This is a genomic window from Sphingomonas sp. DC4900, assembly GCF_049896485.1.
In the GTDB taxonomy this organism is placed as follows: Bacteria; Pseudomonadota; Alphaproteobacteria; order Sphingomonadales; family Sphingomonadaceae; genus Sphingomonas; species Sphingomonas aquatilis.
In genome coordinates, this window is the sequence record NZ_JAFCUK010000005.1 from 1 (window position 1) to 23,510 (window position 23,510).

The 23,510-nt window shown below is 66.7% G+C and carries 18 protein-coding genes and 1 tRNA gene; 9 read left to right on the forward strand and 10 right to left on the reverse strand.

All coding sequences use genetic code 11. The annotated features are described in order from the left end of the window. Positions 1–151 precede the first annotated feature (151 nt). From ACP690_RS07780 to ACP690_RS07810, 7 genes are all read right to left on the reverse strand, one after another. Entirely contained in the window at positions 152–769 is a 618-nt protein-coding gene (locus tag ACP690_RS07780) for a retropepsin-like aspartic protease family protein (RefSeq protein WP_426260709.1), read from the reverse strand. Further along, on the reverse strand, positions 766–1,530 hold the full coding sequence (locus ACP690_RS07785; RefSeq protein WP_426260710.1) for an MBL fold metallo-hydrolase: 765 nt from the start codon (positions 1,528–1,530) through the stop codon (positions 766–768). The genes ACP690_RS07780 and ACP690_RS07785 overlap by 4 nt, the downstream gene beginning before the upstream one ends. Further along, positions 1,527–2,303 carry a TatD family hydrolase gene (locus ACP690_RS07790; RefSeq protein WP_426260834.1) on the reverse strand — a complete coding sequence of 259 codons (777 nt, stop codon included), beginning with the start codon at positions 2,301–2,303 and terminating at the stop codon, positions 1,527–1,529. Before ACP690_RS07790 ends, ACP690_RS07785 begins: the two co-directional genes overlap by 4 nt. Further along, positions 2,303–3,856, reverse strand: a complete 1,554-nt coding sequence (metG, locus tag ACP690_RS07795) for a methionine--tRNA ligase (RefSeq protein ID WP_426260711.1) — start codon at positions 3,854–3,856, stop codon at positions 2,303–2,305. The genes ACP690_RS07790 and metG overlap by 1 nt, the downstream gene beginning before the upstream one ends. A 43-nt stretch (positions 3,857–3,899) precedes the next feature. After that, on the reverse strand, positions 3,900–4,874 hold the full coding sequence (locus ACP690_RS07800; protein WP_426260712.1) for a DNA polymerase III subunit delta': 975 nt from the start codon (positions 4,872–4,874) through the stop codon (positions 3,900–3,902). A gap of 13 nt (positions 4,875–4,887) precedes the next feature. Further along, positions 4,888–6,054, reverse strand: coding sequence for a D-alanyl-D-alanine carboxypeptidase family protein (locus tag ACP690_RS07805; RefSeq protein WP_017978821.1), 1,167 nt, complete (start codon positions 6,052–6,054; stop codon positions 4,888–4,890). Positions 6,055–6,126: 72 nt separating this feature from the next. Beyond that, positions 6,127–7,128: a lytic murein transglycosylase gene (locus ACP690_RS07810; protein ID WP_426260713.1), complete on the reverse strand. Its 1,002-nt coding sequence runs from the start codon at positions 7,126–7,128 to the stop codon at positions 6,127–6,129. A gap of 139 nt (positions 7,129–7,267) precedes the next feature. On the opposite strand from ACP690_RS07810, the gene ACP690_RS07815 reads away from it, so the two are divergent. Further along, positions 7,268–7,357, forward strand: a tRNA-Ser gene (locus tag ACP690_RS07815). A gap of 35 nt (positions 7,358–7,392) precedes the next feature. Here the strand turns inward: ACP690_RS07815 and ACP690_RS07820 are convergent. Continuing rightward, positions 7,393–9,501 (reverse strand): prolyl oligopeptidase family serine peptidase, encoded by a 2,109-nt coding sequence (locus ACP690_RS07820; RefSeq protein WP_426289624.1) that lies wholly within the window; start codon positions 9,499–9,501, stop codon positions 7,393–7,395. 46 nt (positions 9,502–9,547) lie between these two features. On the opposite strand from ACP690_RS07820, the gene ACP690_RS07825 reads away from it, so the two are divergent. Then, on the forward strand, positions 9,548–10,987 hold the full coding sequence (locus ACP690_RS07825) for an MFS transporter (RefSeq protein WP_426260714.1): 1,440 nt from the start codon (positions 9,548–9,550) through the stop codon (positions 10,985–10,987). 293 nt (positions 10,988–11,280) lie between these two features. On the opposite strand, the gene ACP690_RS07830 is transcribed toward ACP690_RS07825, so the two are convergent. Next, entirely contained in the window at positions 11,281–13,011 is a 1,731-nt protein-coding gene (locus ACP690_RS07830; RefSeq protein ID WP_426260835.1) for a DUF885 domain-containing protein, read from the reverse strand. A 218-nt stretch (positions 13,012–13,229) separates the two neighbouring features. Between ACP690_RS07830 and ACP690_RS07835 the strand changes: the two genes are divergently transcribed. The 4 genes from ACP690_RS07835 to ACP690_RS07850 all read left to right on the forward strand — a co-directional run bounded on the left by ACP690_RS07835 (position 13,230) and on the right by ACP690_RS07850 (position 18,551). After that, on the forward strand, positions 13,230–14,057 hold the full coding sequence (locus ACP690_RS07835; protein ID WP_147036614.1) for an alpha/beta fold hydrolase: 828 nt from the start codon (positions 13,230–13,232) through the stop codon (positions 14,055–14,057). Between the two features lie 87 nt (positions 14,058–14,144). Next, positions 14,145–16,082: an acetate--CoA ligase gene (gene acs / locus ACP690_RS07840; RefSeq protein WP_426260715.1), complete on the forward strand. Its 1,938-nt coding sequence runs from the start codon at positions 14,145–14,147 to the stop codon at positions 16,080–16,082. Positions 16,083–16,311: 229 nt separating this feature from the next. After that, a complete protein-coding gene (locus tag ACP690_RS07845) occupies positions 16,312–18,363 on the forward strand; it encodes a carbon starvation CstA family protein (RefSeq protein WP_426260716.1) in 2,052 nt (683 codons plus the stop codon). Further along, positions 18,360–18,551, forward strand: a complete 192-nt coding sequence (locus ACP690_RS07850; RefSeq protein WP_426260717.1) for a YbdD/YjiX family protein — start codon at positions 18,360–18,362, stop codon at positions 18,549–18,551. Before ACP690_RS07845 ends, ACP690_RS07850 begins: the two co-directional genes overlap by 4 nt. Before the next feature lie 230 nt (positions 18,552–18,781). On the opposite strand, the gene ACP690_RS07855 is transcribed toward ACP690_RS07850, so the two are convergent. After that, positions 18,782–19,222, reverse strand: coding sequence for a MarR family winged helix-turn-helix transcriptional regulator (locus ACP690_RS07855; RefSeq protein WP_147036618.1), 441 nt, complete (start codon positions 19,220–19,222; stop codon positions 18,782–18,784). 86 nt (positions 19,223–19,308) lie between these two features. Here ACP690_RS07855 and ACP690_RS07860 point away from each other — a divergent pair, with 86 nt between their 5' ends. Genes ACP690_RS07860 through ACP690_RS07870 form a run of 3 tightly spaced genes read left to right on the forward strand, consistent with a single transcriptional unit; the run spans position 19,309 to position 23,509 of the window. After that, entirely contained in the window at positions 19,309–20,481 is a 1,173-nt protein-coding gene (locus ACP690_RS07860) for an HlyD family secretion protein (RefSeq protein ID WP_426260718.1), read from the forward strand. Then, positions 20,478–22,058: an MDR family MFS transporter gene (locus ACP690_RS07865; RefSeq protein WP_426254671.1), complete on the forward strand. Its 1,581-nt coding sequence runs from the start codon at positions 20,478–20,480 to the stop codon at positions 22,056–22,058. The genes ACP690_RS07860 and ACP690_RS07865 overlap by 4 nt, the downstream gene beginning before the upstream one ends. An 8-nt stretch (positions 22,059–22,066) precedes the next feature. Next, positions 22,067–23,509 (forward strand): efflux transporter outer membrane subunit, encoded by a 1,443-nt coding sequence (locus tag ACP690_RS07870; protein WP_426260719.1) that lies wholly within the window; start codon positions 22,067–22,069, stop codon positions 23,507–23,509. The last annotated feature ends 1 nt before the right edge of the window (position 23,510 follow it).

The following is a 23,510-nucleotide window of genomic DNA, read 5'->3' on the forward strand; positions in this document are numbered from 1 at the left end:
CCGTCATCGCTCACACATCCTCGATGTCCGAGGATGGTTATGGCACCGGAGGCCCGCTGCAGAACGGCTGTGCCTTTTCTAAATAGCGGGAGTGTGCCATTTGTACGTTGCGTCTACAATCGCGCGTCCACCGAAAGATTGATAATATACATTATGTAAATTTCTGGTCATGATGCGGTACGAGGATCAGCGTATTGCCCTCGACCCGCCACGATTTCAGCTTCGACAGGAAGTTCATGCCGAGGACGTCGGTGTCGCCGAACGCGGGCGATACGACCACAGGCAGATCGCGCGCGACGATATCGCCGAGTTTCAAGTCTCGCACCGTCGCGCTCCGCGCCTCGATGCGCCCGTTCGCCGTATTGAGCACGATCGGGATCAGGCTGTCCCTCACGTCCAGCGACGCGGCGGCCGCGGTGTCCGTCGACAATGCCGTCAGGGTAGCGCCGCTATCGACCAGCATGCGCCGGTTCACACCATCGATCGTCACTTTCGCCCAGAAATGCCCGTCGGCAGACATTCTGATGCGGGTTTCTTCGCCGACGACATTCTGGTCGTCTAGTTTCAGCAGCCGCGTAACATATTGCAGATACGGGTCGAACCGTTCGCGCTCGGTGATCACTACCAGCAGTAACCCCGCGATCACCGCCCAACTGACCAGCGACAAAACGACTCTCAATACCGGCACCCGCCGGGCGATCAGCGCCGAGATCGGCAGGATGAGCAGCAGCAGATAGATGACCGCCTGGCCGCCCGAGTCGAGGTTCATAGGACGAATTCTAATCCATCGTAGCCGGGTTCGACGCCGGGCGGCAGATCGCGGACCAGCGTGGCGTAATCCATGCTCTGATCCATATGTATAAAGGCTGACCGTTTCGGCCGAAGCTCTGCGATCCAGTCGAGCACCTCCGGCACGTGCGGATGGGTCGGATGCTGCGCATAGCGGAGCGCATCGACGATCCAGACGTCGAGCCCCGTGTAGAGTGCGCGCATCGCCGGGGTCAGCTCGTGAAAGTCGGTGGCATATCCCACCACCGCGCTACCCACGGAAAAGCGCAGGCCTGCCGAGGTGATATGGCCATGAGGCTGATCGACGACGTCGATTGTGATCGCACCGATCGTCAGCCTATCGGGCAACACGGCACTCTCCACCGTCGGCGGATAGCCCTGTCGGCCGGCGAAGACGTAGGCAAACCGGTCGCGGAGCGCCGTCAGCGTGCTTGTCCGCGCATAGCCCGGGACCGGCCGGCGCATGGCGTGAAAAATCTGGCGAACGTCGTCGATGCCATGACAATGGTCTGCATGGTCATGCGTCCACAGGATCGCGTCGACCGTCGACACATCGGCTGCAAGCAATTGCTCCCGCATGTCGGGGCCTGTGTCCACCAGGATACGCGTGTCGTCATGCTCGACGAGCAACGATACGCGCGTACGCCGGTTACGTGGCTCATTGGGGTCGCAAGCGCCCCAGTCGTTCCCGATCCGCGGCACGCCCGATGACGTGCCCGATCCGAGAATGCGAACCTTCACGCGCGCGCCTTGTTGAACAAACTGAAGAAGTTATCCGCGGTTCGTGCCGCCAATTCTTCGATCGCTTCGCCGCGAAGCTGGGCGAGGAAGGTCGCGGTGTCCGCGACGAAAGCAGGCTCGCCCTGTTTGCCGCGATGCGGCACCGGCGCCAGAAATGGAGCGTCGGTTTCGATCAGCAGCCGTTCGATCGGCAGCCGGGCCGCCGTCTCCTGCAGGTCGCGCGCATTCTTGAACGTCACGATCCCCGAGATCGAGATGTAGAACCCGAGTTCCAGGGCCGCGTCGGCGAAGGCGCCGCTTGCGGTGAAACAGTGAATGACTCCCGTGAAGGCCCCCTGCTTCATCTCATCGCGCAGGATCGCCAGTGTGTCCTCTTCCGCATCGCGGGTGTGGACGATGAGGGGAAGCCCTGTTTCGCGACACGCTCCGATATGGCTGCGGAAGCTCGCCTGCTGGCGGGCACGATCGGAATGATCGTAGTAATAATCGAGTCCGGATTCACCGATGCCGACGATGCGCGGATGCGCCGCTCGGTCGATGAGGCGCGCGATGTCGACGTCGGAATGCTGATCGGCCTCGTGCGGATGGATACCGATCGAAGCCCAGACGTCGGGTTCGCGCTCTGCTGTGGCGACCACCGCATCCCATTCGCTTTCGCGCGTCGAGATATTGAGCATCGCCCCCACCCCACGCGATCGGGCACGGGCGAGCACGTCACCCTGCTGCTCGAACACCCCTTTGTAATTGAGGTGGCAGTGGCTGTCGGCGAACATCATGCCGCGGCGGCAGGCAGTTCGAGCCGTGGGAAGACCGGCGACGGCGGTGCGATCGTAAAGCCCGCGGCCTGCTGGCGGCCATACCAGCCATCGTCGTCGATCGCGGCATGGTCACGCTCGTCCGCGCCGAGCTGATCCAGCACCTTGCCAGCCGATTGCGGCACGACGGGCAGGATCGCAATCGCCAGCATCCGGATCGCCCGCACCAGCGTGCCTAGCACCGCATGCATCCGATCAGGATCGGTTTTGCGCAACGCCCAAGGCGCTTGAGCATCGATATACTGATTGCACGCGAAAACCCCGCGCATCCATGCCTCGATGCCCTGGCTCAGCATCAGATCGTCGAATGCCGTACGAAGTCCGGCGCAGGCGACGACCATCTCCTCGATCAGCATCGCGTCCGCCGGATCGCTGCGCCCGGCATCCGGCATCGCGCCATCCAAATTCTTGGCGATGAACGACAGCGTGCGCTGCGCCAAATTGCCGAAGCTGTTGGCGAGCTCCGCATTGACGCGCGTCACGATCGCCTCGGCCGAATAGCTGCCGTCCTGTCCGAAGCTGACCTCGCGCAGCAGGAAATAGCGGACCGCATCGACCCCGAACGCATCGGTCAGTTCGTCGGGGCTGACGACATTGCCGACCGACTTCGACATCTTCTCGCCCCGGTGCAGCACGAAGCCGTGCGCGAAAACCTGCTTCGGGAGCGGCAGGTTCGCCGACATCAGGAATGCCGGCCAGTAGACGGTATGGAAGCGCGTGATGTCCTTGCCGATCAGATGCAAATCGGCGGGCCAGAAGCGTGCCATCGTCTCGGCATCGTTGGGATAACCGGCACCGGTCAAATAATTGGTCAGCGCATCGACCCACACATACATGACGTGCCCGGGGCTGTCGGGCACCGGCACCCCCCAGTCGAAGCTGGTGCGCGACACGGACAAGTCCGACAGACCGCCCTCGACGAAGCGCATCACCTCGTTGCGGCGCGCCTCGGGGCGGATGAAATCGGGGTTGGCGGCGTACAGGTCGAGCAGCGGCTGCTGATATTTCGACAGGCGGAAGAACCACGTTTCTTCGGCGGTCCACTCCACGGGCGTACCCTGAGGCGACAGCTTGGCGCCCCCTTCCCCCTCGACGAGTTCCTTCTCGTCGTAGAAGGCCTCGTCGCGCACCGAATACCAGCCCTCATACCGATCGAGGTACAGGTCGCCGGCATCGTGCATCGCCTGCCAGATCGCCTGGCTGGCCGCATAGTGATCGGGTTCGACGGTGCGGATGAAACGGTCGTACGAGATATTAAGCGTGTCCGCCATCGCGCTGAAATACGACGACATTTCGTCGGCGAAAGTGCGCACGTCGATCCCGCGGGTGCGCGCGGTCTGTGCCATCTTCAGCCCGTGTTCGTCGGTGCCGGTCTGAAAGCGCACGTCGCGCCCCGCCTGCCGCTGAAACCGCGCGATCGTATCCGCGGCGATCATTTCATAGGCATGGCCGATGTGCGGACGGCCGTTGGGGTAATGGATTGCGGTGGTGATGTAATAGGGATCGGCCATAGCGCGCTTCCCTAGTCGATCGATCCGGCGAGGTGAAGCGGCGTCAGCGCAGCCGTGCGACGATCGCCGCCATCTCGAACACCGTCGCCTGAGCATCGAGCGACAGGCCCATCGCCGCCCCGGCGAGATCGCGCGCAGCAGCCTGAGCGTCGAGCGCGGCTTTCAAGCGCACTCCCGCCCGTTCACGGGCTTCGCGTGCGATGATCGCCGGAACCCGATCGAGGAACACTTCGTAGCGCGCGGCATTCCCCTTCCCCGCCAGCGCCTTGGCAAGCGCCGCCCGGCGTGTGTTCATCGGATCGCCGTCGGTGGCGATCGCGGCGATCGCGGTGTCGAGGCCGGCAACGTCGAGCCCCGCATAACGGATCGCGCGTCCCGGCGAGCCCTCCCCCGCCGCGATCAACGTCCGGATCTCGTCGCTCTCGGCATCGGGCAACGCGTCATGCAACGCACGGCGCATGTCGGCTTCGTCGAGCGCGCCGAAGCGCAGGACCCGGCATCGCGAGCGGATCGTCGGGAGCAATCGTCCGGGGGCATGGCTTACCAGCAGGAACACCGTTCCCACCGGCGGTTCCTCCAGGTTCTTGAGCAGCGCATTGGCTCCGTTGCGCTCGAGATCGTCGGCCGCGTCGATAATGACGACGCGGCGTGCGCCCATCGACGGCGTCGTCGCAAACATCGGTTGCAGGCTGCGCACCTGTGCGATGCTGATCGACCGCGCGATATCCTGATCGGGCTTGTCGGCATCCTTTGGCAGACGGCGCAGGATGCGTAGGTCGGGATGCGACCCGGCCTCCACCAAGGCGCGCGTGGGATGATCGTCGGGCACCCTCAGTCCCGGCGCGCTTACCCCGCTCGCGCTCGCCTCGGCCAGCATGCGCAACGCCGCCATCTCGGCGAAGCTTGCCTTGCCCACGCCTTGCGGCCCGACCAGCAACCAGGCGTGATGCAGCACGCCGCTGCGCAGGGCGGCCGCGAAGGCCTCCTGCGCCTCGGCATTACCGAACAACGCGGTCATCGCGGTTGCGCGATCAACCGAAGAACGAGGTCAGCCCTGCCCAGGCGCGACCGAAGAAGCCCGCCTGACCGACGTCCTTGTCCGCAACCAGCGGCAGGCGCTGTTCGGGCAGATCGGGCGACGTCACGACGAGGTCGGCGATATGCTGGCCCTTGGTGATCGGCGCCTTGATTGGACCTTCGTAGACGACCTTGGCGCTCATCTGCGGCACGGCGCCAGCGGGCAGCGTGACGGTCAGCTGGCGCGGCGCGACCAGACCGACGTTGCTGGAACTCCCCATCTGCACCTCGGCCGTCGACACCTGCTTGCCCGCCGCGACGACGGGCTTCGCCTGCCATGCGCGGAAGCCCCATTCCATGAAGCGCACCGATTCCTCGGCGCGATCCTTGGACGACGTCAGCCCTGCAACGACCATTACCAGACGTCGGCCGTTCTGCTCGGCAGAGCCGGTGAAGCCGTAGCCGGCCTCTTCGGTATGGCCGGTCTTTAGGCCATCGGCGCCGGCGACGCGGCCCAGCAACGGATCGCGATTCGCCTGCGTGATGTCGGCCCCTGCCCCCAGCGTCTTGCCCCAGGTGAAGTTCGGCAGCGAGTAGAAGCGCTTATAGAGATCCGGGAAATCCTGGATCGTCGCGGTGGCCAGATGCGCGAGGTCGCGCGCGGTCACATAGGTGACGCCATTGTCCGGCCAGCCGTTGGCGGTGCCGAAGTGGCTGTTCGTGAGGCCAAGGCGCTTCGCCTGCGCATTCATCCGGTCCGTGAAGGTTTGCTCGGTGCCCGAAATACCCTCGGCCAGCACGACGCAGGCGTCGTTGCCCGACAGCGTCACGATGCCCTTCAGCAGGTTCTCGACGCTGACGTTTTCGTTGGGCGAGAGGAACATGGTCGATCCCGCCTGCGGCCCATGCCACTTGGCCCAGGTCTCGGGGCGCACGGTGATCATCTGGTCGAGCTTCAGCTCGCCCTTCTTGATCATGTCGAAGGCGACATAGACCGTCATCATCTTCGCCATCGACGCGGGCGGCATGCGGCGGTCGGCGTCACGCTGATACAGCACCGCGCCCGACGACAGATCCTGCATGAAGGCGATCGGCGCGATGCCCTGGAACTGTGGCGCCGCAGCGACGGAGGGCATGGCGAGCGCGACGATGGCGAAGGGAGCGGCGATCAGCGGTTTCATGACGTCGGGTTCGGCTTTCGGCAGGGTAATAGGGGTGGAATGGGTCAGGCATAGCGCCGCAACTGCGCCGCGTCAGCCCTCAACCGCGTCGGCGAGCAGGCCGACGGACAGCGCGTAGAAGTTCGAGCAATTGTAATCGAGGATTACACGGTAATTGCTGGTGAGCAGATAGGCGGTGGCATTGGGGCCATCCGGTTCGATCAGCGTCGCCTGCACGCTGTCGGCGGGCCAGCCCCTGCCCTGCGGCACGAGGCCGAGTGCGCGCCATTCGGCCATCGTCCGCCACTGGCTGTGCCGCTCGAACACCCGCGGGCAACGTGGCGAGACCATGCGCGTCGTCAGGGCGGCGCGGTCGAAGCCGGCGGGGACGCGCACCGCGATGCCCCAGGGCTGACCCGGCCGCCAACCGGCGTTCTCAAAATAATTGCCGATCGAGGCGAGCGTATCCGCCGGGCTGGTCCAGATATCCGCGCGCCCGTCGCCATCGCCGTCACGGGCGAGGCGCAGGTAGACCGAGGGCAGGAACTGCGGATTGCCGGTGGCGCCTGCCCAGCTGCCCTTCAGTCGCTCGCGCGGAATGCCGCGATCGAGGATCTTCAGGCCGGCGATGAACTCGCTGGCGAACAGCTCGCGCCGACGGCCCTCGTAGGCGAGCGTCGCCAGGCTGCGAAGCAGATCGAAATTGCCCGTGTAAGCCCCGTAATTCGTTTCATGGCCCCAGATCGCGACCATGATCGATTCGGGGACGCCCGTCTCCCGCTCGACACGGGCGAGACGCGCCCGCTGCGCCTGATAGGTACTGCGCCCGCGGCCGATCCGCGCGGCATCGACGTGGCTGATCCGATAGGGCGCGAACGGCGGCGTCGCGGTGCGGCCCGGATTGCCCGGCTGCGCGCGGTCGAGCTCGATCGTCCGCTCGCTGAGTGTCAGCGTCGGGAATACCTCGTCGACCGTGCGACGCGTGACACCCTCGGACAACGCCTGCGCGCGCAGCGTGCCGAGATAGGACTGGAAGCCCTGCTCGTCCTGCGCCACGACCGGTCCGGCCGAAGCCATCGCCAAGATCGTCGCCATCAAACCGGCCTTCAGCCCGCGCGTCATCAGATGCCCCCACATGCCCTCGCAGGTGCCACAGCCGGCATCCCGCGTGAACCTCCTATCGTCGCGGGGCTTGCACGGACAAGCGCGGTGCGCGTATTCGGGCGCTCCACACGGAGGGATGGCCGAGTGGTTTAAGGCAGCGGTCTTGAAAACCGCCGTAGGTGGAAGCCTACCGTGGGTTCGAATCCCACTCCCTCCGCCAAGGCTCCCCGGCCGAAACCGGGGAGGCAGCGGCGATTATTTTGCGGGCTGCGCCGGACCCATCAGCTTCTGCGCGAAATAGGTCATCTGCAGCGCTTGCAGACGCGCACCCTGTTCGATGTCGGCATCGCCCGAATGGCCGCCGGCGGTGTCTTCGTAGAACAGATACGGCAGGCCGTATTCCTTCAGGCGCGCCGCGAACTTGCGGGCATGCTGCGGGCCGACGCGGTAGTCCTTGGTCGTCGTCCAGATATAGGGTTCGGGGTACGCCACCCCCTTCTTGATATTCTGATAGGGCGAGATCGTGCGGAGGAACGCCTTTTCTGCCGGCACGTCGACCGAGCCATATTCGTCGACCCAGGACTTACCCGCTTCGATCTGTTCGTAGCGCATCATGTCGAGCAGCGGGACCTGGATCGTCACCGCCTTCCACAGGTCAGGGTGCTGGTTGAACTCGACACCCATCAGCAGGCCCCCGTTCGAGCCGCCGTAGATGCCCAGCTCCTGCGGGCTGGTCAGTTTGCGCGCGAACAGGTCCTTCGCGACGCTGGCGAAATCGTCGTAGATGATCTGGCGCTTGGTCTTGCGACCGGCATCGTGCCAGGCGGGACCGAATTCGCCGCCGCCACGGATGTTGGCGAGCACGTAGGAGCCGCCGCGCTCCAGCCACAATTTGCCGGTGATCGCCGAATAGGCGGGCAGCATCGGCAGCTCGAAGCCGCCGTAGGCCGTCATGATCGTCGGCGTGCTGCCGTTGAGCGGAATGTCCTTATGGTGGACGATGAAATACGGGACCTTGGTGCCGTCGGTCGACGTCGCCTCATGCTGCTCGACCACCAGACCTGCCGAATCGAACTTGGGCGGCAGCGTCTTGACCGGCTTGCCGACGCTCGCCGTCGCGGCGTCGAGCGGCAGCAGCGTGGTCGGCGTCAGGAAGCCGGTGACGGTCATATAGCCGTGGTCGCTGCGATCGTCGGCACTGGCGACGCCGAGCGAGACGTTGTCCGGCAAGGCGATCGGCCGCGCGGTCCAGCCCGCCTTGCCCGGCGTGTAGACCGCCGCGCGACCGCGCACATTGTCGTTATAGATCAGGACGACATGGTCCTTGGTCGTTACCACTTCGTCCACCGATTGGCGCGGATTGGGCGCGAACAATATCGTCGGCGTCACCCGGCCGCTTTCGACCATGGCGAGCGGGGCCGAGGCGACCGAGCCGGCGGCAACGGCGCCCCAGGGATCGCTGGTTTGGAACAGCACCTGCCCGGCGACCATGCCGGCGGGGAAGGTACGCGCCGGAATGTCGAGCTTCTTCGTGCCCTCTGGCGTCCAGACATGCGTCTCGCCGCCGAAGAAGGTGGTGCGGCGTTCGATCGTGACCAGACGATGGCCCTGCCCGTCGGTCATCACGCCGGCATAGGTGCCCAGCTGATCGGTCGGCGCGCCGCGGAAGATTTCCTTGGCGGCATCCAGCGGTTGGCCGCGCTTCACCATCTTGACGACGAAGGGATAGCTCGATCCGGTCATCGTGCCGGCGCCCCAGTCGCGGCTGACGAGCAGCGTATCCTTGTCGAGCCAGCTCGCGCCCTGCTTCGACTTGGGTAGCGAGAAACCGCCGGGCACGAACTGTCCGGTCGCCAGGTCGAACTCGCGATAGCTGATCGCGTCCTCGCCGCCTTCGGACAATGCGACGAGGCAGAGGCGCTCTTCGGGATGGAGGCAGCTTGCGCCCTTCCACACCCACTTCTTGCCCTCGGCTTTCGACAGCGCGTCGAGATCGAGCGCGACGGTCCATTTGGGCTGCGGCGCTGCGTAATCCGCCTCGCTCGTCCAGCGCCAGATGCCCTGCGGGTGATCGGCGTCGCGCCAGAAATTGTAGATGCGGCCGAACAGCTGGTTCGGCATCGGAATGCGATCCTTCGCAGAGGCAATCGCCAGCGCGTCGGCGTAAAAGCCCTGGTAGCGCGGATCGTTCTGCAACCGGGGCAGCGTGCGGGCGTTTTCGGCCTCGACCCAGGCGAGCGGCTTGGCGCCGTCCTTGTCTTCCAGCCAGATATAGGGATCGGTATCGGTCACGGGCGTGCTCTGCGCGAAGGCGGAGGTCGCGGCAAGCATGGTGGAGGCGATCAGCAGCGTGCGGACGATCATCGGGGTGCAATCTCCCAGGGGTGCTACGAGCAGTGATGGACCGGTTGTGCCGGGCAATGGCCCCACGGGCAAGGCACCGGCACGCGAAAGCGGCGATGGCCTGCCCCTGCCCCGTCGCTTCGTGGCGATCGGGGCGATTTCGGCCGGCACCGCGCTGACGATCATTGATGGCGGCATCGCCACGGTCGCGCTGCCGACGATCGCGACGGACCTGCACGTCGGCAGCAGTGCGGTGGTGTCGGTGGTCACCGTCTACCAGCTGATCCTCGCGATGATGATCCTGCCCTTTGCGGGCCTCGGCGACCGGTTCGGGCTGAAGCGCACCTATCAGTTCGGGCAGCTGTTGTTCACCGTGGCGACAGTGCTGTGCTTCTTCGCCAAAAGCCTGCCGTTCCTGCTGGTGGTGCGAGCAGCGCAGGCGTTGGGCGCAGCGGCGGCGTTGAGCGTGTCGTCGGCGCTGATCCGCTCGATCTATCCCTCATCGCAGCTCGGCCGTGGCCTGGGCATCAATTCGGTCGTCGTGTCGAGTTCGGCCGCGCTGGCACCGACGTTGGGCGGTCTGGTGCTGGGGATCGCGCCATGGCCGTGGGTGTTCGCGAGCGCGGTGCCCTTCGCGATCATCAGCCTGGTCCTCGGCCGCGCCCTGCCCGCGCCGCAGCCGCGCAAGGAGCCGTTCGACGTACTCGGCGCGGTGATGTGCGCGAGCATGATCGGCCTGGTCATTTCCGGGGCGGAGAGCGCGGTACATGGCGACAGCCCGGTCGTCTCCGCCGCGATCGTCGGGGTCGGCGCGGCGATCGGCTGGGTGTTCATCCGCCGCGAGCGGGGCGAAGCCAAGCCCATCCTGCCGGTCGATCTGTTGGCGAAGCCCGTGATCGCGCTGTCGGCCATCGGCGCATACACCGCTTTCACCGCTTCGATGACGCTGCTGCTGTCGACGCCGTTCCGGCTGACGCACGGTTATGGCTGGAGCGCCGCCGCGGTGGGCGCGGCGATCGCGCCGTGGCCGCTGACCAACATGATCGTCGCGCCGCTGGCGGGCTGGCTGTCCGACCGCGTGCCCGCGGGGCTGCTGGGCGGCATCGGCATGGCGGTATCGATCGTCGCGCTGATGCTGATCGCGCTGCTGCCGGCGGATGCGACCTATGTCGATATCGCGTGGCGGATGGCGCTGTGCGGATCGGGGTTCGGGCTGTTCCTGCCGCCCAATGCGCGGCTGATTATCGGATCCGCCCCGCGCGAACGGGCGGCGGCGGCCGGCGGGCTGGTCGGCACGGTGCGGCTGGTCGGCCAGACGACCGGCGCCACACTGGTCGCGGCCCTGCTGGCGATGGGCGTGGGCGCGACCTCGACCCCGCCGTTGGTCGCTGCGGGGCTGTCGCTGGTGGCGGGCCTGTGCAGTCTTGCCCGGCTGCGTCCGTCGATCCGCAATCCGCGCAGTGACGAGGCGGAGGATGAGCAGCCGGGCACGCAGGTGTCGCGGTAGATCGTGCAGTCCTCCCCCGCCAGGGGCGGTGGCAGCGAAGCTGACGGAGGGGGGAGGATGAGGCGAGTTCGGCGTGTGCGGAAATGCCCCCTCCACCATTCGCCTCCGGCGAACGGTCCCCCTCCCCCGCTGAAGCGAGGGAGGAATTGTACGATCAGAACGCGGCATACGTCGCGGTGGGCATTTAACCACATTCCGTCACCCCGGCCGAAGAGCCGGGGTCCCGCTTCTACTCCCGATGCGCGTGAGAAGCGGGGCCCTGGGTCGAGCCCAGGGTGACGGGGGAGGCGAGATCAGAACACCGCCCGGGCGGTGTCCTCACCCATCATCTGCTGGCGGACGAGGGGGATAGCCGGGCCGCCGTAGCTGAGGAATTGATCGTGGAAGGCCTTCCACGCCTTTCGCCCGCCGCGGCTGGCGGTCCAGTCGTCGCGGAGCTTGCGGATCAGCAGTTTGCCCATCGTGTAGTTGAGATAGGCGGGATCGTAGGTGCCGCGCGCCGCCTGTTGGCGCGCATTGCCTTCGTCCTGATAGCATTGTTCGCGGAACATCTGGAGGCTCTGCGCCTGGGTCATGCCGCGTGCGTGCAGTCCGATGGCGGACAGGAAGCGGCAGTCGCGCAGCAGCGCGTTGCTGAGCTGGCCGATGTGCGTTTCGGGCTTGCCGTTATCGATGCCGGCCTCCCACATCATCTCTTCGGCGTAATGCGCCCACCCCTCGGCAAAGGCGTAGCCGACGAACAGGCGACCGATCGGCGATTTGGCCCGGTTCGAATGCAGGAACTGGAGGAAGTGGCCCGGCATCACCTCATGGATCGATGTGAACAGCAGGTCCTTGCGCCCGGGCACAAACGCGTCCTGCGTCTTCTTGTCCCACGCCGGATCGGGCGGCGAGATATAATAGACCGACGGCACGTTCTTTTCGAACGGCCCCGCGGGATCGATATAGGCGGAATTCTGACGGTTGTAGGGCGGGCTTTCCTCGACCTTCGCCTCTTCGGTCCCGGGAATGGTGACGAGGTCGTGCTTGACGACGAAGGCGCGGAGCTCGGGGATCTGGCGGCGGGCTTCGGCGACCGGGCCGTCGGGCGCCTTGTCGGCGTTCATCTTGTCGATGCACTGCGGGATCGTCTTGCCCTTGGCGTAGAGCGCGCAGGCAGCGGTCAGCGCGTCCTGATTGCGCTTCAGATCGGCGCGGCCCGCCGCTTCGAGCTGGTCGAGCGAGGCGTCGACGCCCTCGGTCGCGCGGACCATCCGCTGGAAGCGATCGGCGCCGAGCGCGAAATCCTGCGTTGCGCTGCCGCGCTGCGACGCGAGCCACGTGCCGAGGCCGCGCATCGCTTCGCTGGCGGCGGCGGAGGCGGTTTTGAGCTGCTCCTGTAGCGCGGGATCGTCGACAGCGGCGAAGGCCTTCACTGCGTCGCCGCCGTAATAATCGGCAAAGCCGTTAAAGCCGGCCACCCCGTAATTCACGAACGACAGCGGCATCGGCGTCTTCAGGTTCGCGCGGATGTTGCCGACCGCCGCCGGCACGCGTTGCAGGAAGGCGATCACCGCCTTCATCCGCGTCGGCGCATCGGCATAGGGCCGCGCGATATAGACGTTGGGGTCGAGGCCCCCGCCGACATAATAGGCCGGGTTGCTGTGCGGCTGGTCGGCGTCGTCAAGCCAGAACAGCTTGCCCTCAGCAACGCGCACCAGATAGTCGCGCTCGAACCGGTCCTGCGGCGATAGATCGGCGTCGCCGAACGCCTTGGCGCGATCGATCGTCTGGTGCAGGAATTCGGACTGCCGCTTCAGCCCCGCCGCGCTCCAGTCGGGCAGCTGACCGTCGAAATCGTGGCGGCCTTCATACACCGCGAAGGCGGGATCGATCCGGAACCAGCTTTCGATGAAGCCGTCGCGAAAGCGCGCCCAATTGCTGGGTGTGGCGACGGGCTTCGGCGCGGACGCGGTGGCCGCCTGGTTGGCGGCGGGCGCCGCGCCGCGCGAACAGCCTGCCGATACCGTCGCCGCGATCGCCATCGCCAACAGGGATGCCCTGACCCTCACCGTCATATCCGTCTCCACTCCGCCATTCCGGCGCTTGTCGCGGCCGATCCTGACAGGCCGGACCCGATGGCGCCACCCCCTTCAGCTGCCGATGGCTATCCGTGCGGTTGCGCGGAAATGTGATCTAAGTTGCGGAACGGCCGCCCGATCCCCCTCGTTGGGGCAGCGCATTGCCTGAGAGGATGATCGCCATGCCCTATATTAAAACGCGCGACGGCACCGATATTTACGTCAAGGACTGGGGCTCCGGCCGGCCGGTGATCCTGATCCATGGGTGGCCGTTGTCAGCGGACAGCTGGGACCCGCAGATGATGGCGTTGGCGGACGCGGGCTTCCGCGCGATCGCCTATGACCGGCGTGGGTTCGGACGGTCGGGACAGCCGTGGAGCGGCTATGATTATGACACGCTCGCCGACGATCTCGCCGACGTGATGGCTGCCACCGGCGCGGACAGCGACGCGACGCTGGTCGGCTTCTCGATGGGCGGCGGCGAGGTCGCGCGCTACATGAGCCGTCATGGCGGCAAGGGCGTGATCGCTGCCGCGCTGGTCGGATCGGTCGTCCCCTATATGCTGAAGACCGAGGACAATCCGAATGGCGTCGCCGAGGCGGATCTGGCCGAGATCGGCGAGAACATTCAGAAGGATCGGGCGCATTTCTTCCGTAGCACCTTCTTCAAGCAGTTCTTCGGCGTGGGCGTGATCAGCCATCCGGTGAGCGATGCGGTGCTGGATGCGGCGACGGCGACCGCGATGCAGGCGGGACTGAAGCCGACGCTCGCCTGCGCCGAGGCGTTCGGCCACACCGATTTCCGCCCCGATCTCGGCGCGTTCCGCGTGCCGACGCTGATCATCCACGGTACGTCCGACGTGACGGTGCCGATCGATGCGACCGGCCGCGCCGCGGCGGAGGCAATCGCGGACAGCCAACTGGTCGAATATGACGGCGCGCCGCACGGCCTGTTCGCCACGCATGGCGACCGGCTGACCAACGATCTGCTGACCTTCCTCGGCCGCTGACGCTACGGCTGGCGCCGGGCGAGATGCATCGGTAAGCAGTGCCGCGGGCGCCCGGGAGGTGCCCGCGGTTTTGAGTTGAGGAGCGTGATGACCGATCCAGAAATCTACCCGATCACCGGCGATTGGACGAACGCCAGCCTCAACGCCAAGACCTATGCCGAGCTGTACGAGGCGGCGGCGAGCAACCCCGGCGGCTTCTGGCTGGATCAGGCGACCAAGTGCCTCGATTGGACGCGCACGCCCACGATCGCCGGCGACTGGTCGTTCGCCGAGGCCGATTTCCACATCAAATGGTTCGCCGACGGCAAACTGAACGTCGCGGTCAATTGCATCGACCGGCATCTGGCCGCGCATGGCGACACGGTGGCGATCATCTGGGAGCCGGACGTGCCGACCGAAGAGGCGCGGCACATCACCTATCGCGACTTGCATGCCGAGGTCTGCCGCTTCGCCAACGTGCTGAAGAGCCAGGGTGTCGGCAAGGGCGATCGCGTCACCCTCTACATGCCGATGATCCCGGAGGCGGCCTATGCGGCGCTCGCCTGCGCGCGGATCGGGGCGATCCATTCGGTGGTGTTCGGTGGCTTTTCGGCGGACGCGCTGGCGGGCCGGATCGAGGATTGCGGATCGCGCATCGTCGTCACTGCCGACGAAGGCCGGCGCGGCGGCAAGCGGATCAAGCTGAAGGCCTGCGTCGACGAAGCGGCGGCGCGCGCGCCCAGCCTCGAAAAGGTCATCGTCGTCAAGGCGACGGGCGCCGATGTGCCGATGGGTGACCGCGACGTCTGGTATCACGACGCGGCGGCCGCGGTCGGCATCGACTGCCCGGCGGAGGAGATGGACGCCGAGGACCCGCTGTTCATCCTCTATACCAGCGGTTCGACCGGCAAGCCCAAGGGCGTGATGCACACCTCGGGCGGGTATCTGCTGTGGGCGAGCCTCACCCATCAGATCGCGTTCGACTACAAACCCGGTCAGATCTTCTGGTGCGCGGCCGATATCGGCTGGGTGACGGGCCACACGTACATCCTCTACGGTCCGCTCGCGAACCGGGCGACGACGGTGATGTTCGAAGGCCTGCCGACCTGGCCCGACGCCAGCCGCATCTGGCAGGTCGTCGACCGGCACAAGGTCGATACGCTGTTCACCGCCCCCACGGCACTGCGCGCGCTGATGAAGGAAGGCGACGATTTCGTCCGCAAGACCGACCGCAGTTCGCTCAAGGTGCTGGGGTCGGTCGGCGAGCCGATCAATCCGGAGGCGTGGCGCTGGTATCACGACGTGGTCGGCGAAGGCCGGGCGCCGATCGTGGATGCCTGGTGGCAGACCGAAACGGGCGGCATCATGATCGCGCCGATCCCCGGTGCGGTGCCGATGAAGCCGGGCTCCGCCGCCAAACCCCTGCCGGGCGTGACGCTGCAACTGGTCGACGATCAGGGCAGCCCATTGGTCGGCGAAGCACAGGGCAACCTCTGCATCACCGAAAGCTGGCCGGGTCAGATGCGCGGCGTGTGGGGCGATGCCGAGCGGTTCTTCCAGACCTATTTCACCACCTACAAGGGCAGCTATTTTACCGGCGACGGTTGCCGCCGCGACGCGGACGGTTACTATTGGATCACCGGCCGCGTCGATGACGTCATCAACGTCAGCGGTCACCGGATGGGCACTGCCGAGGTCGAGAGCGCGCTGGTGCTGCACGAAGCGGTGGCGGAGGCCGCGGTCGTCGGCATGCCGCATGACGTCAAGGGTCAGGGCATCTACGCCTATGTGACGCTGAACGCCGGCCGTGAAGGTTCGGATGAGCTGCACAAGGCGCTGGTCGCCTGGGTGCGGCAGGAGATCGGGCCGATCGCAACGCCCGACAAGCTCCAGTTCGCGCCTGCATTGCCCAAGACACGATCGGGCAAGATCATGCGCCGCATCCTGCGAAAGATCGCCGAGGGCGATGTGTCGAGCCTGGGCGATACGTCGACGCTGGCGGACCCGGCGGTGGTGGACGATCTGGTGGCGAACCGGGTGGGGTGAGGCGGCGCGGTCGCCGAATCTTCCTCGTCACCCTGGACTTGTTCCGGGGTCCACCGGGCGGCGAGGGCAACGCTCGAGCCTCTTGTCATGCCCCTCGCCGCGGAGTGGACCCCGGAACAAGTCGGGGGTGACGGTGCGGGTGGGCGGGTGTAACGCATCGTAACGCGCCTGCCGGTTGCCCCCTACCCCCTCGCCGTCTACGCATCTCCCGCAAAGGGGAGACAGACGGATGGGCATCGCTAGCAGGATCGGCTGGATCATCCTTGCACTGGTCGGGGCAGCGGCACTGGGCGTCGTGGCGACCGCGCGGGGCGAGGCGGTGAACGCCGTCTGGATCGTCGTCGCGGCGGTCTCCGTCTATCTGATCGCCTATCGCTTCTACGCGCTCTATCTCGCCAAGATCGTCGGTATCGACCCCGCCCGCCCCACCCCGGCGGTGCGCCATCCCGACGGTCTCGATTTCGTCCCCACCGACCGGCGCGTGCTGTTCGGCCATCATTTCGCGGCGATCGCCGGCGCGGGGCCGCTCGTCGGGCCGGTGCTGGCGGCACAGATGGGCTATCTGCCCGGCATGCTGTGGCTGCTCGCCGGCGTCGTGCTGGCGGGGGCGGTGCAGGACTTCATGGTGCTGTTCCTCTCGATGCGGCGCGACGGGCGCTCGCTCGGCGAGCTGATCCGCATGGAAATGGGCGCAGTGCCGGGCACGATCGCGCTGTTCGGCGCCTTCATGATCATGGTGATTATCCTGGCGGTGCTGGCGCTGATCGTCGTGCGCGCGCTCGCGGGCAGTCCCTGGGGCCTGTTCACCGTCGCCGCCACTATCCCGCTCGCGCTGCTGATGGGCGTCTATACGCGCTGGATTCGGCCGGGACGCATCGGCGAGGTCTCACTGCTGGGACTGGTCGGCCTGATCTTTGCGATCGTCTACGGCCAGAATGTCGCAGAATCGGCGACGCTGGCGCCGTGGTTCACCTATACGCCCGTCCAGCTATGCTGGATCCTGATCGGCTATGGCGCCATCGCTGCCTTGCTGCCGGTGTGGCTGTTGCTCGCGCCGCGCGATTACCTGTCGACCTTCCTCAAGATCGGCGCGATCGCCGCGCTTGCGATCGGCATCGTGGTGGTCGCTCCGCCGCTGCGCATGCCGGCGCTGACGCAGTTCATCGACGGCAGCGGGCCGGTGTGGTCGGGGTCGTTGTTCCCGTTCCTGTTCATCACGATCGCCTGCGGCGCGGTGTCGGGCTTCCACGCGCTGATCGCCAGCGGCACGACGCCCAAGCTGATCGCGAGCGAGGGCGATGCCCGCTTCATCGGCTATGGCGCGATGCTGATGGAAAGCTTCGTCGCGATCATGGCGCTGGTCGCGGCATCGGTGATCGATCCGGGCGTCTATTTCACGATGAACAGTCCCGCCGCGATCGTCGGCACCGATCCCGCCAGCGCAGCCGCCGCGGTCACCAGGATGGGCTTTGCCGTCAGCGCGGATACGATCGCCGCAACCGCGAAGGATGTCGGCGAAACGACGATCATCAGCCGCGCTGGCGGCGCACCGACGCTGGCGGTTGGCATGGCGCACATCTTCAGCCGTCTGATTGGCGGGCGTGAGATGATGGCCTTCTGGTATCATTTCGCGATCCTGTTCGAGGCGCTGTTCATCCTGACCGCGGTGGACGCCGGCACCCGTGCCGGGCGCTTCATGTTGCAGGATCTGATCGGGCTGGCGGTGCCGAGCTTCCGCAACGCGACGTCGATCGTGCCAGGCCTGATCGGCACGGGTCTGTGCGTCGCGGCTTGGGGGTTCTTCCTCTATCAAGGCGTCACCGATCCCCTGGGCGGCGTGAACACGCTGTGGCCACTGTTCGGGATTTCGAACCAGATGCTCGCGGCGGTCGCGCTGACGCTGGCGACGGTCGTGCTGTTCCGCATGAAGCGGCAGCGCTACGCCTGGGTCACGATCCTGCCCGCGAGCTGGCTGGTGCTCTGCACGGTCACCGCCAGCCTGATGAAGTTGTTCGCCTCCGATCCGCGTGTCGGCTTCCTCGCCCATGCCAGCCGCTTTGCCGATGCGGCAGCGCGCGGCGAGGTGCTGGCGCCGGCGAAGTCGCTGGCCGAGATGCAGCGGATCGTGATGAACGACCGGATCGACGCGGCGCTGTGCGCGCTGTTCCTGGCGGTGGTCGTCTCGATCGTGGCATATGGCATTCGTACGTGCCTGGCGGCGCGACGGATCGACGCGCCCTCGGTCAGCGAACTTCCGGCGACCGTGGGAGCGGCGGCGTGACGATCACCCGCACGCTTCGGGCGCTCCGCGATGCGCTGCACCTATTGGTGGGCATGCCGTCCTACGAGACATACCGGGCGCATATGGCGGAGGCACATCCGGACCGGCCGGTCATGAGCGAGAGCGCGTTCTTTCGCGACCGGCAGCAGGCCCGGTACGGCGGGCGCAACGGCGGGCGTTGCTGCTGACGCGCAGCGAAGGTTTCGGCCATGACGCTGCCGGCGGTCAGCCGAGCAGCAGGAACGTCACCGCGCAGATCGAAGCCGCCATGCCGCTGGCGCAGCACAGGATTCCAAATCCGCATTGGCACAAGGTCGGTTGATACCGGTCCATAGCACCTCTCCTGTCGATCGCGTCGTTACGCGACCACCGGAGCGTAACACGGGCCGGATCGGAAGGAAATAGCCCGGATTGTGCGTCAGGTAGCCGGCGCCTCCTGCGCGTCTAGCTCGGCGGACAGTTTCGCAAACAGCACCGAAAGCTGCGCCTGCTCGTCGTCGGTCAGCGCTCCGAACACGCTGCCGATCAGCTCCTGCCGCAGCGGTTCGGTCTCGCCCAGCACGCGCCCGCCCGCTTCGGTGATCGAGATCTGCTTGACGCGGCGATCGTGCGGATGCGGTCGCCGGACGACGAGGCCGTCGCGCTCCAGCCCGTCGATCGCCTCGGTTACCGTGCGGGGCGCCTGATCGAAGAAATCCGCGATGTCCGCCGCGCGGGACGGGCCGCGCCGGTCGAGGAACAGCAGCAATTTCGTGCGTGCCAGCGACGCACCCTGCTCCGCGAGGCGTTTGTTCATCATCCGGTGCATGCGCAGGAACAGGCTGAACAGGTCGGAGGCGAGGTTTTCGGTGCAGGCCATATATGAGGACCCTCATTAAATGGTCTTGCGCTATGCTGCAAGTGCGAGCATGGAGGCGCCTCACGCAGTCTGAAAAGATGAAGAGCATGGCAGACCACGAGCAGACGCAGGACGTTCATTCCGACTCGCAGGACGATGCCGAAACAAAGAAGCCGTCGCCGCTGAAAAACCCGCGGGTGCGGATCATCCTGTTGCTGGTCCTCGCCGCCGCAGTGATCGGTGGCGTGCTGTGGTATGTCCGCTACCAGAGCGTGGGCAAGTTCATGCAGGCGACGGACGACGCCTATATCCAGGCGGATGCGGTCACGATCGCGCCCAAGGTGTCGGGCTATGTCGACCAGGTGTTCGTCGCCGATAATCAGGCGGTTAAGGCCGGGCAGCCGCTGCTGCGCATCGATGCCCGCGACTATCGCGCCCAGGCCGCGCAGGTCGAGGCGCAGATCGATGTCGCGCGGGCGAATGCGGAGGGCGTGCGCGCCCAGATCCGCGAGCAGCAGGCCGCCATTACCAAGGCGCAGGCCGATCTGACCGCGGCGCGCAGCGATGCCGCCTTCGCTCATGCCGAAGTGGCCCGCTATCAGCCGCTCGCCGCGTCGGGTGCCGAGACTCGCGAGCGTTTGTCGCAGCTGCAAAATCAGGCGCGTCAGGCCGATTCGCAGGTCGCCGCAGCGCAGGCGGCGCTGACCAGCGCCAATCGCCGTGTGGGCACCCTACAGGCGCAGGTGCAGCAGGCTCGCGCCCAAGGCGAAGCGAGCCGGGCCCAGCTGACCGCGGCCAACGTCAACCTGGGGGCGACCGTGCTCCGCGCCAGCATCGACGGCCGCGTCGGCGACAAGACGGTGCGCGTCGGCCAGTTCGCGCAGGCCGGCACGCGCCTGATGTCGATCGTGCCCGTCAAGCAGCTGTACGTCGAGGCGAACTTCAAGGAAACGCAGCTCGGCCTGATGCGGGTCGGCCAGCCGGTGACCCTGGAGGTCGATGCGCTGCCGGGTGTCGAGATCAAGGGCCATGTGCAGAGCGTGTCGCCGGGCACGGGCGCGCAATTCTCGCTGCTGCCGCCGCAGAATGCGACGGGCAACTTCACCAAGATCGTCCAACGCATCCCCGTCCGCATCGCGATCGATGCCGGCCCCGAAACGCGCGCGCTGCTCGTCCCGGGCATGTCTGCCGACGTGACGGTAGACACGCGCTCGGCCAAGGGTGCCGTGAAGCGCATCCGCGAGGAGCAGGACCAGCATAACGAACGCCGGGCGCAATGAGCAGCGCGACGCTCCCCGCCGACACGGCGCCGCCGAAGCGGGACGCCGACGCGCCGCCGGAGCGGGCCGACCTCGGCGCGTGGCTGGCGGTCGCGGCGGGAAGCCTCGGCGCGCTGATGGCGACGCTCGACATCTCGATCGTCAATTCGGCGCTCCCCGTCATCCAGGGCGAGATCGGTGCGAGCGGGACGGAGGGGACGTGGATCGCCACATCTTACCTCGTCGCCGAGATCATCATCATTCCGCTTGCCGCCTGGCTGGAGCGGGTGCTGGGCCTGCGCACCTTCCTCCTGATCGCCTCGATCCTGTTCACCGGCTTTTCGGTCGTGTGCGGCCTGTCGACGTCGCTCGGCATGATGATCGTCGGCCGCGCCGGGCAAGGCATCACCGGCGGTGCGCTGATCCCTACCGCGATGACGATAATTGCGACCCGTCTGCCGCGATCGCAGCAGCCGATCGGCACGGCCTTGTTCGGCGTCACCGCCATTCTGGGCCCCGTGCTCGGCCCACTGATCGGCGGATACCTGACGGAAAACGTCAGCTGGCATTACGCCTTCTTCCTCAACGTGCCGGTCGGTGCGGTGTTGCTCGTGCTGCTGCTCGTCGGCCTGCCGCATCAGAAGGCGCATCTCGAAGAGCTGCTGAAGGCCGACTGGCTGGGTATCGCCGGCCTGGCGCTTGGGCTGGGCGGCCTCACGGTCGTGCTGGAAGAGGGGCAGCGCGAGCAATGGTTCCAGTCGGCGCTCATCATCAAGCTGACCGCGCTGACGGTGCTCGGCCTCGTCATGCTGATTGCAGGCCAGTTCATCGCCAAGAACCCGGTGGTGAAGCTGCGCCTGCTGCTCGACCGCCAGTTCGGCAGCGTCGCGACGATGGGCCTGGTGCTCGGCATGGTGCTGTACGGCAGCAGCTATGTGATCCCGCAGTTCCTCGCGGCGATCGCGGATTATAACGCGCTGCAATCGGGCAAGGTCGTGCTGCTGAGCGGCATCCCCAGCCTGCTGATGATGCCGCTGGTGCCGATCATGATCCGGCATCTCGACATCCGGTTGGCGGTAGCGTCGGGCCTGCTGCTGATGGCGATGAGCTGTCACCTCGACACGACGCTGACGGCGGACTCGGTGGGCAGCGCCTTCACCGATTCGCAGCTGTTGCGCGGTGTCGGCACGATCCTGGGCTTCGTATTCCTCAACCAGGCGGCGATCGCGTCGGTCAAACCATCGGAGGCGGGCGACGCCGCGGGGCTATTCAGCGCCGCGCGCAACATCGGCGGGTCGTTCGCGCTCGCGGGCATCGCGACGTTGCAGGACCAGCGCAGCTATTTGCATGCGCGTCGGATCGACGAGACGCTGAACGCCAACTCGATCGACCTGCAATCCTACCTTGCCGCCACGGGGCGGGCGCTGGGCGATCCCGCTGCGGCGCTCAGGGCGCTCGGCGGCACGATCCAGCGCGAGGCGCTGGTGATGACGTATAACGATCTGTTCTGGCTGCTGTCGGTCGGCATCTGCTGTGTCGTGCCGCTGGTCCTGTTCCTGCGCCCCCTGCCGCAAGGCAAGATGGCGGCGATGCATTGAGGCGATTGATGCGTACCCTCCCCCTCCTCGTCCCGGCGCTGCTGCTCGGCGCCTGCACCGTCGGTCCCAATTATGCGGGCCCGCCGAAGACGCTCGCCGATGCGACCGGCACCACCGGCTTCAAGCGGGCGGGGCCTGCGACCATCAACGCTGCGCCGGCCGTCGCCGACTGGTGGACGCAGCTGAACGACCCGACGCTGACCGCGCTCGAGCAACAGGCGCTGGCGGGCAATCCCACTATTGCGGTGGCGGAGGCCCGGCTGCGTCAGGCCCGCGCCGGCCTGCGGCTGCAACGCGCCAATCAGGCACCCAGCGCGAACGCCTCGGCCGTCTATGCGCATGCCCGTATCCCCGGCATTGACCTGACGGGTAAGGGCGACACCGGCGCGAGCGCGGTCGACCTGTACAACCTCGGCTTCGACGCAAGCTGGGAGGTCGATCTGTTCGGCGGCCAGCGCCGACAGGTCGAAGCGGCGCGCGCGCAGGCGCAGGCGGCGGAGGCCAATGTCGCCGATGCGCAGGTGAGCCTGACCGCCGATGTCGCCAACGCCTATGTCGCGCTGCGTGATCGGCAGCAGCGGATCGCGCTGTCGCGCCGTTCGGCCGAGATGCAGCAGCGCATGCTCGACCTCACCCGCCAGCGGTTCGATCAGGGCGCCGCCTCCGCGCTCGACGTGGAGCGGCTGACCGGGCAGCTCGAGGCGACCAATGGCCAGATCGTGCCGTTGCAGGCCGAACTCGAAAGCTATCTCAACGCGCTGGCCGTGCTGACGGGGCAGGAACCGGGCGCGCTCGACGCCCAGCTGACGGCACCCGCCCCGGTGCCGCTGCCGCCCGCGTCGGTGGCGGTGGGCGATCCCGCCGCGCTGCTGCAACGCCGCCCCGATATCCGCGCTGCCGAACGCCAGCTCGCGCAGCGCACGGCGCAGGTCGGTATCGCCGATGCGGCGCGTTTCCCGCGGCTCAATATCCTGGGCCTCATCGGCCTCGGCGGCACGCGCCTGTCGGACATCAGCCCGGACAAGCTGCTCGGCATCGCGGCGCCGATGCTGCAGTGGAATTTCCTCGATTTCGGCCGCGGCCGGGCGCGTGTCGATCAGGCCAAGGGCCAGCGCGACGAGGCGGAGGCGCAATATCGTGGTGCGGTGCTCGGGGCGCTGCGCGACGCGGAGGATTCGCTGTCGCGCTTTGGCCGCCGCCGCGAAACGGTGGCAAGCCTGATGCGGAGCAAGGCCAGCGCCGATCGCGCGGCGGGGCTGATGCAGCAGCGGTTCCGGGCCGGCACCGCGACGCTGATCGACACGTTGGATGCGGAACGTCAGCGCGTCGCGGCAGAGCAGAATCTGTCGGCGGGCGTTGCGGCGCTCACCGGCGATTACGTCTCGCTGCAAAAGGCGCTGGGCCTCGGCTGGGCGCCGGTGCCGCCGGCCGAAAACCGGCCCGCGCGATAGC

Excerpts from the sequence above, each read along its gene's own strand:
- ACP690_RS07855 (WP_147036618.1), bottom strand. The coding sequence starts at position 19,222 with ATGGCCTGCACCGAAAACCTCGCCTCCGACCTGTTCAGCCTGTTCCTG.
- ACP690_RS07860 (WP_426260718.1), top strand. The coding sequence starts at position 19,309 with ATGGCAGACCACGAGCAGACGCAGGACGTTCATTCCGACTCGCAGGAC.
- ACP690_RS07830 (WP_426260835.1), bottom strand. The coding sequence starts at position 13,011 with ATGGCGATCGCGGCGACGGTATCGGCAGGCTGTTCGCGCGGCGCGGCG.
- metG (WP_426260711.1), bottom strand. The coding sequence starts at position 3,856 with ATGGCCGATCCCTATTACATCACCACCGCAATCCATTACCCCAACGGC.
- ACP690_RS07870 (WP_426260719.1), top strand. The coding sequence starts at position 22,067 with ATGCGTACCCTCCCCCTCCTCGTCCCGGCGCTGCTGCTCGGCGCCTGC.
- acs (WP_426260715.1), top strand. The coding sequence starts at position 14,145 with ATGACCGATCCAGAAATCTACCCGATCACCGGCGATTGGACGAACGCC.
- ACP690_RS07790 (WP_426260834.1), bottom strand. The coding sequence starts at position 2,303 with ATGTTCGCCGACAGCCACTGCCACCTCAATTACAAAGGGGTGTTCGAG.
- ACP690_RS07780 (WP_426260709.1), bottom strand. The coding sequence starts at position 769 with ATGAACCTCGACTCGGGCGGCCAGGCGGTCATCTATCTGCTGCTGCTC.
- ACP690_RS07800 (WP_426260712.1), bottom strand. The coding sequence starts at position 4,874 with ATGACCGCGTTGTTCGGTAATGCCGAGGCGCAGGAGGCCTTCGCGGCC.
- ACP690_RS07820 (WP_426289624.1), bottom strand. The coding sequence starts at position 9,501 with ATGATCGTCCGCACGCTGCTGATCGCCTCCACCATGCTTGCCGCGACC.
- ACP690_RS07805 (WP_017978821.1), bottom strand. The coding sequence starts at position 6,054 with ATGAAACCGCTGATCGCCGCTCCCTTCGCCATCGTCGCGCTCGCCATG.
- ACP690_RS07835 (WP_147036614.1), top strand. The coding sequence starts at position 13,230 with ATGCCCTATATTAAAACGCGCGACGGCACCGATATTTACGTCAAGGAC.
- ACP690_RS07845 (WP_426260716.1), top strand. The coding sequence starts at position 16,312 with ATGGGCATCGCTAGCAGGATCGGCTGGATCATCCTTGCACTGGTCGGG.
- ACP690_RS07810 (WP_426260713.1), bottom strand. The coding sequence starts at position 7,128 with ATGGCGACGATCTTGGCGATGGCTTCGGCCGGACCGGTCGTGGCGCAG.
- ACP690_RS07865 (WP_426254671.1), top strand. The coding sequence starts at position 20,478 with ATGAGCAGCGCGACGCTCCCCGCCGACACGGCGCCGCCGAAGCGGGAC.